This window comes from Streptomyces sp. NPDC023527 (assembly GCF_055560115.1).
In genome coordinates, this window is sequence record NZ_JBVHJJ010000003.1 from 356,648 (window position 1) to 368,844 (window position 12,197).

The 12,197-nt window shown below is 72.1% G+C and carries 11 protein-coding genes; 6 read left to right on the forward strand and 5 right to left on the reverse strand.

What is annotated here, in order from left to right; translation table 11 throughout:
• Positions 1–53 precede the first annotated feature (53 nt).
• Both ACZ303_RS08570 and ACZ303_RS08575 read left to right on the forward strand, forming a co-directional pair.
• Entirely contained in the window at positions 54–1,229 is a 1,176-nt protein-coding gene (locus tag ACZ303_RS08570) for a thiolase C-terminal domain-containing protein (protein ID WP_467336464.1), read from the forward strand.
• A 51-nt stretch (positions 1,230–1,280) separates the two neighbouring features.
• Entirely contained in the window at positions 1,281–2,000 is a 720-nt protein-coding gene (locus ACZ303_RS08575; RefSeq protein WP_467336466.1) for a pyridoxine/pyridoxamine 5'-phosphate oxidase, read from the forward strand.
• On the opposite strand, the gene ACZ303_RS08580 is transcribed toward ACZ303_RS08575, so the two are convergent.
• Positions 1,978–2,577 carry a GNAT family N-acetyltransferase gene (locus tag ACZ303_RS08580; protein ID WP_467336468.1) on the reverse strand — a complete coding sequence of 200 codons (600 nt, stop codon included), beginning with the start codon at positions 2,575–2,577 and terminating at the stop codon, positions 1,978–1,980. The two genes, ACZ303_RS08575 and ACZ303_RS08580, sit on opposite strands and share 23 nt — an antisense overlap.
• An 8-nt stretch (positions 2,578–2,585) precedes the next feature.
• The gene (locus tag ACZ303_RS08585) at positions 2,586–3,005 is read right to left on the reverse strand and encodes a Zn-ribbon domain-containing OB-fold protein (RefSeq protein WP_467336470.1); all 420 of its coding nucleotides are present in this window, start codon (positions 3,003–3,005) and stop codon (positions 2,586–2,588) included.
• Positions 3,006–3,187: 182 nt separating this feature from the next.
• On the opposite strand from ACZ303_RS08585, the gene ACZ303_RS08590 reads away from it, so the two are divergent.
• The 3 genes from ACZ303_RS08590 (at position 3,188) to ACZ303_RS08600 (ending at position 7,260) form a co-directional block, all read left to right on the forward strand.
• A complete protein-coding gene (locus ACZ303_RS08590; protein WP_467336472.1) occupies positions 3,188–5,413 on the forward strand; it encodes an acetate--CoA ligase family protein in 2,226 nt (741 codons plus the stop codon).
• Between the two features lie 157 nt (positions 5,414–5,570).
• On the forward strand, positions 5,571–6,527 hold the full coding sequence (locus ACZ303_RS08595) for an enoyl-CoA hydratase/isomerase family protein (RefSeq protein WP_467336474.1): 957 nt from the start codon (positions 5,571–5,573) through the stop codon (positions 6,525–6,527).
• A 94-nt stretch (positions 6,528–6,621) separates the two neighbouring features.
• The gene (locus tag ACZ303_RS08600; RefSeq protein WP_467336476.1) at positions 6,622–7,260 is read left to right on the forward strand and encodes a flavin reductase family protein; all 639 of its coding nucleotides are present in this window, start codon (positions 6,622–6,624) and stop codon (positions 7,258–7,260) included.
• A gap of 15 nt (positions 7,261–7,275) precedes the next feature.
• Here ACZ303_RS08600 and ACZ303_RS08605 read toward each other — a convergent pair whose 3' ends face one another.
• Positions 7,276–8,286 (reverse strand): hypothetical protein, encoded by a 1,011-nt coding sequence (locus tag ACZ303_RS08605; RefSeq protein WP_467336478.1) that lies wholly within the window; start codon positions 8,284–8,286, stop codon positions 7,276–7,278.
• 150 nt (positions 8,287–8,436) lie between these two features.
• Positions 8,437–9,804: an MFS transporter gene (locus tag ACZ303_RS08610; RefSeq protein ID WP_467336480.1), complete on the reverse strand. Its 1,368-nt coding sequence runs from the start codon at positions 9,802–9,804 to the stop codon at positions 8,437–8,439.
• 120 nt (positions 9,805–9,924) lie between these two features.
• Between ACZ303_RS08610 and ACZ303_RS08615 the strand changes: the two genes are divergently transcribed.
• Positions 9,925–10,977, forward strand: a complete 1,053-nt coding sequence (locus ACZ303_RS08615; RefSeq protein ID WP_467336482.1) for a GlxA family transcriptional regulator — start codon at positions 9,925–9,927, stop codon at positions 10,975–10,977.
• Positions 10,978–11,015: 38 nt separating this feature from the next.
• Here ACZ303_RS08615 and ACZ303_RS08620 read toward each other — a convergent pair whose 3' ends face one another.
• Entirely contained in the window at positions 11,016–12,086 is a 1,071-nt protein-coding gene (locus ACZ303_RS08620) for a Zn-dependent alcohol dehydrogenase (RefSeq protein WP_467336484.1), read from the reverse strand.
• Positions 12,087–12,197: the final 111 nt, after the last annotated feature.

Sequence of the window (12,197 nt, forward strand, 5' to 3'; positions counted from 1 at the left end):
CTAGGCAGTCGGAGCTCAACTTCCCACCCCCGGGCTGATGTACCGTCAGATTCATGAGTCCCCGCAGCACGCGCAAGGTGGCCGTCGTCGGCGTCTCGCTCTCCGACTGCGGACGCGTCGACTCGGCCACCTCCTACGCCCTGCACGCACAGGCCGCCCGGCGCGCCCTCGCCGACTCCGGCCTCGACAGGTCCGTCATCGACGGCCTCGCCTCCGCCGGTATGGGCACGCTCGCCCCCATGGAGATCGCGGAATATCTGGGCCTGCGGCCCACATGGGTCGACTCGACCACGGTCGGGGGCGCGACATGGGAGGTCATGGCCGCCCACGCGGCCGACGCCATCGCAACGGGCCACGCGAACGCGGTCCTCCTCGTCTACGGTTCCACCGCCCGCGCCGACCTCAAGGCGGGCCGCCGCACCGCCGCCCTCTCCTTCGGCGCGCGGGGCCCGGCGCAGTTCGAGGTGGCGTACGGGCACACCCTCATCGCCAAGTACGCGATGGCCGCGCGCCGCCATATGCACCAGTACGGCACCACGATCGAACAGTTTGCCGACGTCGCCGTTCAAACCCGCGCCAACGCCTTTCACAACCCCCACGCCATGTACCGCACCCCGATCACGGTCGACGACGTCCTCGGCGGGCCGATGATCGCCGACCCCTTCACCAAGCTCCACTGCTGCGTACGGTCCGACGGCGGCTGCGCGGTACTGCTGGCCGCCGAGGAGTACGTCGCGGACACCGCGAAATCACCCGTGTGGGTGTTGGGCGCGGGCACCTCGGTCTCCCATACGACGATGTCGGAGTGGGACGACTTCACCGTCTCCCCCGCCGCGGTCTCGGGCCGGCTGGCCTTCCGGAGAGCGGGGGTCACCCCGGGGGATATCGACGTGGCGCAGCTGTACGACGCCTTCACCTATATGACCCTGGTGACCCTGGAGGACCTGGGCTTCTGTGCGAAGGGCGAAGGCGGCGCGTTCGTGGAGAAGGGAAGGCTGACGGTCGGCGGCGCGCTGCCGGTCAACACGGACGGCGGCGGGCTGTCCGCCTGTCATCCGGGCATGCGCGGCTTGTTCCTCCTGGTCGAGGCCGTACGTCAACTCCGCGGCGAGGCCGAGGAGGGGCGGCAGGTGCGCGGGCGCGACGGCGGGCTGCCACGTCTGGCCGTCGCTTCGGGGACGGGCGGCTGGTTCTGCTCGTCGGGAACGCTGGTTCTCGCTCGCGACTGACCGCCGCGGCCCTTCCGTCGGATCGGGGCCGCGGCGGGGTTTGATGAGGCCATGAGCAGTGACGCCGATGACCACCGCCGTGACTCCCGCAACGAACTCCAGGAGTCACGCGAGTCCCATGAGTTCCATGAGCTTCTGCGTTCCCTGCGGGTGTGGGACACCGAACTGCCGCGCTTCGATCCGGGCTCCGCGCCCGCCGAGCCGCTGCCGCTCTTCCGGCGCTGGCTGCGCGAGGCGGCGGCGGCCGGCAGCCCGGAGCCGCACACCATGAGCCTGGCCACGGCGGACGCCACCGGAAGGCCGTCGGTGCGGACGGTGATGCTCCACGACGCGGACGAGCGCGGCTGGCACTTCGCCACCCACCGCACGAGTCGCAAGGGCAGAGAGCTGGCCGCCCGGCCCGAGGCCGCGCTGAGCTTCTACTGGCCGGCGGTCGGGCGCCAGGTCCGCGTGCGGGGGAGGGTGGCCGAGGCGAGCGCGGCGGAGAGCCGGGCCGACCTCGCCAAGCGCTCGACCGGCGCCCTGGCGGCCGCGCTGGCGGGACGGCAGAGCGAGGAGCTGGCATCACGGGAGGAGCTGGAGCGGGCCTCGGACGCGGCTTGGGAACGGGCCCGGCGGGAGCCCGACGCGCCGGTGGAGAGCTGGACGCTGTACGTCGTGGACGCGGACGAGGTCGAGTTCTTCCAGGGGGACGCGGAGCGGCGGCACGTACGCCTCGTCTACCGCCGCACCGAGGGCGGCGCCTGGGTCACCGGGCTGCTCTGGCCCTGAGGTCGGGCGCGGGGTCGGTGGCGATCCGGGCGTGGACGTGGATGTCCCACATGCCACCGTCGATGCCCGCCATCGCGCCGCGCAGGGTGCCTTCGAGGGCGTACGCGCAGCGCTCGGCCACCCGGCACGAGGCGTGGTTGGCGAGGGCGTGACCCAGCTCGACTCGGTGCAGGCCCGGATCCTCATGGAAGGCCCACCGGGTGACGGCGTCCAACGCCCGGCAGGCGTAACCCCGGCCCCGGTACTCGGGCAGGAGCCAGTAACCGGCACGGGCGCTGCGATGAACGAAGTCGATCATGGCGAGGGAGACATTGCCGACGACGGTGTCGGGGCCCTCCGCCTGCGTGGTGATCGCGAACGAGGCGGCGTCACCCTGTTCCCACCCGGCGGCGCGCCGCTCCAGGAAGTCGCGGGCCCCTTCCTCGTCCGGAGTGGGGACGTTGACGACGTTCCAACGGCGGAAGCCGGGGTCCGATATGCCGCGCCGTACGGCGTCGAGGTCCCCGTCCTCCCAGGGGCGCAGCAGAAGGTCGTACTCACCGATCCAGACCGGGGCCAATCCCTTCGATTCCATCATGCCGTCATTCAACACGGGCCGAACACCGGTATTTTCAGCGGGGGTTCGGGGCCTGGGCGGAAGGTGACCCGGAGCGCCATGCCGATGCGCAGCGCACTCTCCGGGCAGCCGACGACCTCGGTCATCATGCGGGGCCCTTCGGCGAGGTCCACGACGGCGGCGACATAGGGCAGGCGGTCACCGAAGGGCGGCAGGTCGTTCATATGGACGACCGACCAGGTGTAGAGCGTGGCGTGGCCGCTCGCCTCGACCCAGACGACGTCCTCGCTCCAGCAGCGGGGGCAGAACTCGCGCGGATAGTGATGCGCGCTGCCGCACCCGGGCGCGCGACATCGGCGTATCAGCAGCCGGCCTTCCGCCGCCGCGTCCCAGTAGGGGCGGGTGAAGTCATCGATCTCGGGCACATCGAAGCGTCGCGTCGCACTCAAGATGCGGACCTCCCAACCGGTGCCGCCACTCGGCCGGCACCCACCCGACTCGATGATGCCGAGCCCGCGCTCCGCCCGTTGTGCCGCGGCTCCGGTCCCGCGCACCATTCCTGACGTCGCGTCAGATCTGTAGCCTGACCGTACGTCAGCTTATCGGCCATGAGCAGGAGTGGACGAGACCGATGCTTGGATCGACTCACGGCACCCTCACCACCACCTCCCGTCCGGCCCGCGTAGTGGCCTGCGGCGAGCGCCCGGGCCCCGCCGTCCACGGCATGGCCACCGGCGCCGACGACGTCGATGTCAGCGGTCGGCCGCTGCACTCGGACGTCCCCGACCTGGACCGCTTCTTCCACCCCGAGACCGTCGCCGTCATCGGCGCCTCGGACGCCGAAGGCCGTCCCCACACCGGGATCACCCGCCGACTCGTCACCTGGTGCGAGCGGGCCGGTGCCCGCCTGCATCCTGTGCACCCCACCCGTACGACCGTCTTCGGCCTCCCCTGCCATCCGTCCGTCAAGGATCTCCCCGAGCGGATCGACCTCGCCGTACTCCTCGTCGGCGACCCGCTCCCCGTGGTCGAGGAGCTGGCCGGCGCCAAGGCAGCGTTCGCCGTCGCCTTCGCCTCAGGCTTCGCCGAGACCGGGCCCGAGGGCGCCGCCGCCCAGGCCCGCCTCGCCGCCGCGGCCCGGCGGTCCGGCGTCCGGCTCCTCGGCCCGAACACCAACCTCAACGCCTTCGAGCACTTCCGCGACGACCTCGACGGTCCGGCCATCGCCCTGGTCACCCAGTCAGGCCACCAGGGCCGCCCCGTCTTCGCCCTCCAGGAGCTCGGCATCCGGCTCTCGCACTGGGCGCCGACCGGCAACGAAGCGGATCTGGAGTGTGCGGACTTCATCTCCTACTTCGCCACCCGGCCCGAGGTCGGCGCGATCGCCGCGTATGTGGAAGGGCTCAAGGACGGCCGGTCCTTCCTGCTCGCCGCGGACCGCGCCGCCCGGCACAAGGTTCCGGTCGTCGCCGTCAAAGTCGGCCGGACGGAGGCCGGCGCCCGCACCGCCGCCTCCCACACCGGCAAGCTCACCGGCGCGGACGCGGTGGTGGACGCGGCCATGCGGCAGTTCGGCGTGATCCGCGTCGACGGCCTGGACGAGCTCCAGGACACCTCGGCGCTGCTCGCCCGCGCCCGTCCCCCGCAGGCCACCGGCGTCGCCGTCTATTCGATCTCCGGCGGCACGGGCGCGCACTTCGCGGACCTGGCCACCGCGGCAGGGCTCACCCTCCCCACGCTCCCCGCCGCCCGACAGCGCGAGCTCCACCAGTGGATACCGGAGTATCTGACCGTCGCGAACCCCATCGACAGCGGCGGTCACCCCGTGGGCGACGCGCGCGGCCGCAAGATCATCGACGCGGTGCTCGCCGACCCGTCCGTCGGCGTCCTCATCTGCCCGGTCACCGGCCCCTTCCCGCCCATGAGCGACCGGCTCGCGAGCGACCTCGTGGCGGCCGCGGAGGAGACGGACAAGCTGATCTGTGTGGTGTGGGGCTCGCCCGTCGGCACGGAGGACGCCTATCGCACCACCCTCCTCGGATCCTCGCGCGTGGCCACCTTCCGCACCTTCTCCAACTGCGTCACCGCCGTCCGCGCCTATCTCGACCACCACCGCTTCACCGCCGGCTACCGCTCCCCCTTCGACGACGCGCCCCGCACCCTCTCCCCCTCCGCGCGCAAGGCACAGGAACTGCTGCGCCCCGGCGAGCAGCTCAGCGAACACGCGGCGAAGCAGCTCCTGCGCGCGTACGGCATACGCGTGCCACGGGAACAGCTGGTGACCAGCGCCGCGGCGGCCGTCCGGGCGGCCGCCCTGGTCGGCTACCCCGTCGTGATGAAGGCATCGGGCCCCCAGCTCGCCCACAAGACGGAGCTCGGCCTGATCAAGGTCGGACTGACCTCGGCCAGCCAGGTCCGCGACGCCTATCGCGAACTGATCGACATCGCCCGCTACGAAGGGCTGCCACTGGACGGCATCCTCGTCTGCCAACTCGTGGGGAAGGGAGTGGAGATGGTCGTCGGGATCTCCCCCGATCCGCTTTTCGGCCCCACGGTGACCGTGGGCCTCGGCGGCACCTTGGTGGAAGTGCTGCGCGACACGGCCGTGGGCGTCCCGCCGTTCGGTGAGAACCGTGCGCGGACGATGCTCACCGACCTGCGCGGGCGCGCCCTGCTGGACGGCGTCCGGGGAGCTCCCCCGGCCGACGTGGACGCGCTCGTGGAGACGGTCCTGCGCGTTCAGCGGATGTCCCTGGAGCTGGGCGACGGACTCGCCGAGCTGGACATCAACCCCCTCGTGGTGCTGGAACGCGGCCAGGGAGCCGTGGCCTTGGACGCGCTGGCCTTCTGCCACTGAGCCTTCCGCCAATGGCCCTTCCGTCCGTGAGCGCTCTGCCGCTGAGCCTCCGACCATTGGGCCCTCGGCCGCCCCGCCTCCGACCGTTGAGACACCGACCGCTGGGTCGCCTGACGCGGCGCCGCGCGCGACGGCTCGTAGAAACAGGAGTTCCCCCATGCCCGTATCCCCCCGTGCACACTCCGCGGAGCCCGTCGAGCCAGGGAATTCCCAGGCATCGGCGGAATCCGTCGAGCCCGTCGGACCCGATGACTCAGTGATACTCCACGCCACTGACAACGGCGTCTCGTGGATCACTCTCAACCGGCCCCGAGCGCGCAACGCCATCGCCCCTGACCAGCGCGAACACCTGATCTCACTTTTTTCCGCCGCCTCCGCGGACCCGGCCGTGCGAGCCGTCGTGCTCACCGCCACGGGCACGGCGTTCTGCGCGGGAGCCGACCTGCGAGCGACCTCGTCGGCCTCTCCGACCTCCTCCGTCTCGTCGGCCTCGCCCCACTCCTCGGCCTCAACCACCTCTACCAACTCCTCCACCCCACCCGACCACCGCGCGGCCGGCGACGTCGCCCGCACGATCCGTCGCGGCGCCCAGCGGCTGATCAGCGCGGTGCTGGACTGCGAGAAGCCCGTGATAGCCGCCGTGAACGGCACCGCCGCCGGCCTCGGCGCGCATCTCGCCCTGGCCTGCGACCTGGTCCTGGCGGCCGAATCGGCGACGTTCATCGAGGTGTTCGTCCGTCGCGGCCTGGTTCCCGACGGCGGGGGCGCGTATCTCCTGCCGCGCCTGGTCGGCCCGCAGCGCGCCAAGGAGCTGATGTTCTTCGGGGACGCGCTACCAGCGGTCGAGGCGCAACGCATGGGGCTGGTGAATCGGGTGGTGCCCGAGGCCGAGCTGGCCCGCACCACAAGCGCCTGGGCCGCGCGGCTCGCGGCCGGGCCGACCCGCGCGCTCGCCATGACGAAGCAGCTGGTCAACGCGTCACTCGACAGCGACCGCGCGACGGCCTTCGCGGCCGAGGCGGCGGCACAGGAGATCAACATGACGACGGCGGACGCCCGCGAGGGCCTCGCGAGCTTCGCGGAGCGCCGCGCCCCCGTCTACCGGGGCAGCTAGCGCGCACCCGCCAGGTATGGAAGCCGCAGATGCGTACGCGCACCCATCACGCGCCGCCCTTCCGACCTGACAGCCCATCAGTTTCAATGGAGGCATGATGGGACACGCAGGGATGGCCGCCGTCGCCGTGCGCTATCTGCGGTCGGCCGGCTCGCCGACCTCCGCCGCGCCACGGCCCGTCGAGCCCATGCCCCGCCCCGAGCTGCGGTCCGTACGGGCGGACGAGCGGCCCGCTCCGTCCCCGGACGAGTTCCGGCGGGTCCTGGGCCACTTCGCCAGCGGTGTCACGGTCGTGACGGCGCCGGGGGCGGGCGGGGAGCCCCCGGCGGGCTTCGCCTGCCAGTCCTTCGCCGCGCTCTCCCTCGACCCGCCACTGGTCGTCTTCATGGTGGCCCGGACGTCCACCACCTGGCCGCGCATCGCCCGGGCCGGGGTCTTCTGCGTCAACATCCTCGGCGCCGGCCAGGGGCAGCTGTGCCGGGCCTTCGCGGTCAGCGGTTCACGGACGGCCGACAAGTTCGCGGGCCTGCGGTACGAGCCGTCGCCGGTGACCGGATCACCCCGGCTCGCGGACGTACCCGCCTGGGTCGACTGCGTGGTCCACGCCGTGCACACGGGCGGGGACCACCTCATCGTCGTCGGTCGCGTGGAGGCGCTGGGGACGGACGAGGAGGCGGCGGACGGCGGGCCGCTGCTCTTCCACCGGGGCGCGTTCGGCACGTTCGGCCCATGAGCCGCAGCGCCGGACCTACCGCTTGGACTTCACGATCTTCGTCAGCTCGTAGCGCTTGCCCGAGCCGGGCTTGCCGACCTCGTGATAGATCCGCGGCGCCTTCTCGGTGCCGCTGACGCTCCAGTTGCGGCTGAGCTCGCAGGCGCCTATGCGCAGGGTCACGCCCTGGACCCTGCCGCCGTCCTTGACGGCCGTCCACTTGCCGGAGCCGTCACAGTCCTTCGGCTTGTCCTTGCCGGTGTCGTCCCACGCGTAGTTGTCGAGGCCGTTGGCGACCGCGACCCCGTCGGAGCCCAGCTCGACCGTGCCGCCGTGCCCGTCGGTCCACATGCCGGCCATGTCCGCCTTGCCGAACCGGGGTGGTTCGTGGACCTTCACCAGACCCGTGCCGTACGCGCCCGCGCCGAGCGCGGCGACCACGAGCCACGCGAGCGCGCCGTCGCGCACCACCCTCCGGGCCACGCCCCTCGCCCGGCCCGCACGGACGCGCCGGCCCGCGATGCCGGCGACGAGGGTGGCGGGCAGCAGGCCGGCCGTGAGAGCGCCCCACCATGCGAGATACCTCAGCGGTGACGCCAGGGAAAGGCTGCCGAGCGCGGCCACACCTCCGAACACCGCGACCGCGGCGGCCGACACCACCGGGACGGCGGCCGCGTTCCACCACCAGCGCTCGGCGCCTCCCGCGCGCCGTGCGATCCGGCGGGCGATCCCCAGGGCGGGCATCACCGTGACGGCCGTGACGAAACCGCTGACAAGTACTGCGAGAAGCGCCGCCCCGAGGACCACTCCGACGATCATGACGAGGTGGTCAGGCAGGCCCTCGTGTTCCCGGGAAAGCTTCACCAGGATCGCGATCGTTCCGCCTATGAGGGCTTCGGCGCACAGAGCGGCCATGGACGCACAGAAGGCGGCACCGAAGCCGTCCGCGTGCATCGCGCGCTTCGGCACCCGAGAGGTTTCCTCGGGTGCGGCGTCCTCCGCCTTCGCGTCGGCCGGCATCGCGTCCGGCTCAGCCTGCTTTGTCATAACCGCCCCTCTCTGCAAGAGAGATTCCCCCAGAGGCCGGGAGGTTGCTTCTGTGAGCCGAACGACACGGTGGGTGGCCCTCGGTGAGGCGCCGAGTGAGGCGGCGCGGCCGCGCCCCTCGAAGGGCCAGGGCGGCGCACAAGGGCTCGCTCAGACCGTCACCAGGGCGGCCGGTGTCGGCCGCCTGCGGATGATCAGGGCCATCAGCGCCGCCACCGCGCACAGCGCGCCCGAGGCGTACCAGACGAGGTCGTACGACCCGAAGGCGTCCCGCGCCACACCACCGAGGAAGGCGACGAGCGCTGCGCCCACCTGGTGGGAGGCCAGCACCCAGCCGAAGACGATCGCGCTGTCGTCGCCGTAGTGCTCGCGGCACAGGGCGATGGTGGGCGGCACGGTGGCGACCCAGTCGAGGCCGTAGAAGACGATGAAGAAGATCATCGGCGGGTGTACGGAAGGGGCCATCAGCATCGGCAGGAACATCAGGGACACGCCGCGCAGTCCGTAGTAGACCGCCAGCAGCCGGCGCGCCTCGAAGCGGTCGGTGAACCAACCGGAGGCGATCGTCCCCACGACGTCGAAGACGCCGACCACCGCGAGCAGTCCGGCGGCCGCCGTGACCGGCATGCCGTGATCGTGCGCGGCGGGCACGAAGTGCGTCTTCACCAGTCCGTTGGTGGACGCCCCGCAGATCGCGAAGGTGCCGGCCAGCAGCCAGAACGGTCCGGTGCGGGCCGCCGTGAACAGCGCCTTCAGAGCGCGCCGTGCCGCCCCCGGCGCGGGGGCGGGCTTGGGGGCGTACGACTCGGCCCCGTACGCCGCCAGTCCGACGTCCGCCGGGTGGTCGCGCAGCAGCAGCCAGACGAACGGGACGACGGCGAGGGCCGCGATGGCGACGATCACGGCGGCGGGGCGCCAGTCGTGGTGCTCGACGACCCAGGAGAGCAGCGGCAGGAAGATCAGCTGGCCGGACGCGCCGGCGGCGGTGAGGATTCCGGTGACCAGCCCGCGGCGGGCGGCGAACCACCTGTTGGTGACGGTCGCCGCGAAGGCCAGGGCCATCGAGCCGCTGCCGAGGCCGACGAGCACGCCCCAGCACAGGACGAGCTGCCAGCTCGCGGTCATGAAGACCGTCAGCCCCGCACCGGTCGCGATCACGGTCAGCGCGCAGGCGACGACCTTGCGGATGCCGAAGCGGTCCATGAGGGCGGCGGCGAACGGTGCCGTGAGCCCGTAGAGGGCGAGGTTGACGGAGGCGGCGAAGCCGATGGTGCCGCGCGACCAGCCGAACTCCTTGTGCAGGGGTTCGATCAGCAGCCCGGGCAGTGAGGCGAAGCCGGCCGCGCCGATCACCGTGACAAAGGTGACGGCGGCGACGAGCCACGCGCGGTGGACGCGGGTCCGGCGCGCCGGGGGCACTGAGCCGCTGTCGGGGTGGGCGATGCGTTCGGTTGTCTGGGCCACGCGAGCAGCATCGAACGCGCCGAACACGGGAACGAGTGGCCCGAGGGACAGCATTCGCAAGGATCGGGCCACGGCAGTGCGGGAATGGATGGTTCCGGGGCAGGCTTGTCAGTCAGAGGCCGGCAGACAGGTGGCCGGCAGACAGCGGGAACCGCTTGAGGGGGACGTACGCCCATGTCGCACAGGACCGAGGTCAGGCGGTCGGACCGGCATCCCGACGCGCCGCCCCACCGAGTCGTCGTGCTCGCCCTGACCGGCGTCATCCCGTTCGAGCTGAGCATCCCCTACCGCATCTTCGGCAAGGCCCTCACGTCCGCCGGGGAGCCGCTGTACGAGGTGACGACCTGCGCGCTCGCCCCCGGCCCGGTGCGTACCGACGCGGACTTCTCGATCACGGTGGAGCAGGGCCCGGAGGCCCTGGCCGACGCCGACACGGTCGTCGTGCCCGCCTCGTACGAGCTCGGCAGCCCGTTCACCGAGGGAACGCTCGAAGCGGACCAGGCCGCGGCACTGGAGCACATACGGCCCGGTACGCGCATGGTGTCGATCTGTACCGGATCGTTCATCCTCGCGGCCGCCGGGCTCCTCGACGGACGCCCCGCGACGACGCACTGGAGCAGCACGGAGCACTTCCAGAGGTTGTACCCGTCCGTCCGGATGGACGCCGATGTGCTGTTCGTCGACGACGGCGATCTGCTGACGTCCGCGGGGGTGGCCTCCGGCATCGACCTGTGCCTGCACATCGTGCGGCGCGACCACGGCGCGGCGGTGGCCAATGAGGTGGCGCGTCGCAGCGTGGTGCCACCGCACCGCGACGGCGGCCAGGCGCAGTACATCCAGCGGCCGGTGCCCGAGCCACAGCTCGCGACGACCACCACGGCGCGCGCCTGGGCGCTGGGCCGGCTGAACGAACCGATCCAGCTGCGGGACATGGCCGAGCAGGAAGCCATGAGCGTACGGACCTTCACGCGCCGCTTCCGCGAGGAGGTCGGCATCAGCCCTGGTCAGTGGCTGACGCAGCAGCGGGTGGAGCGGGCACGGCATCTGCTGGAGGACACCGATCTGCCCATGGACCAGGTGGCAAGGGATGCGGGGTTCGGGACGGCGGCGTCCATGCGGCAGCACCTTCAGGTGGCGCTCGGTGTCTCGCCGAGCGCCTATCGCCGTACGTTCCGGGCGGCTCCTGCGGAGTGGACGGGGGCGGGCGCGGGCAAGGCCCGCCGCTGACCCACAAGGGCCGGACAGTGGGCTGCTCCATGGGGCCGCTAGGTGAAGGTGAGGACCGCGCGGGCCACCCGGCCGTGGTGCACGTCGTCGGCGGCTTTCGCGAAGTCCTCGACGGGGTAGGTACGGGTGACGAGCTCGTCCAGCAGGAGCTTTCCCTCGCGGTACAGGCGCGCGTAGAGGGCGATGTCCCGCTGGGGGCGCGATGATCCGTAGCGGCAGCCGAGTATCGACTTGTCGAGGTACAGCGAGGAGACGAGGAAGGACGCCTGCGCGTCGGCGGGCGGCACACCGAGCAGGACGGCCTGGCCGTGCCGGTCGAGGAGGTCGACCGCCTGCCGGATGAGCGTGGTGTCGCCGACGCACTCGAAGACGTGGTCGGCGCCTGTCGGCAGGATCGCGCGAACGGCGTCCGTGGTACCGGGCGCGGCGGTGGCGTCGACGAAGTGCGTCGCCCCGAACCGCCGGGCCGCCGGTTCCTTGGCGGGGTTGGTGTCGACGGCCACGACAGTCGACGCGCCCGCCAGACGCGCTCCCTGGAGGACGTTCAGGCCGATGCCGCCCGTGCCGATGACGACCACGGACTCCCCGTGGCGGACCGCGGCGCGGTTGAGGACCGCGCCGACGCCGGTCAGGACCCCGCAGCCGATGACGGCCGCCGAGGTCAGGGGCATGTCCGCGGGAATCCTCACCGCCTGGACGGCTTTGACGACCGTGCGTTCGGCGAAGGCGGAGTTGGAGGCGAACTGGTGGAGTCGGGCGCCACGCCGGGAGAAGGGGCGGCCCGACCGGCCGATCGCGGTGCGGCACATGGTCGGACGGCCACGGTCGCAGTCGCCGCACGTGCCGCAGTTGGCGAGGGTGGACAGGGCGACGTGATCGCCGGGCGCGACGTGCCCCACCCCGGGCCCGACCGCTTCGACGACGCCCGCGCCCTCGTGGCCGAGGACGACGGGGAGGGGGTAGGGGATGGTTCCGTCGATAACCGAGAGATCGCTGTGGCACAGTCCGGCGGCGGCCAAGGCGACGAGGACCTCGCCGGGGCCCGGCTCGCGCACCTCCAGGTCGTCCACGACGTGAGGTCGGTCGCCGTCGAAGATCACGCCTCGCATGGGTGGGGTCCTCTCGGCCGGGTGCGTGGGGTAGTTCGGGTGGGGTGGATCGAGATCGGTGGTTTCGGTTGTGGTCGGTTGTAGTCGGTCGGGGCCATGGAGGCGGATGGG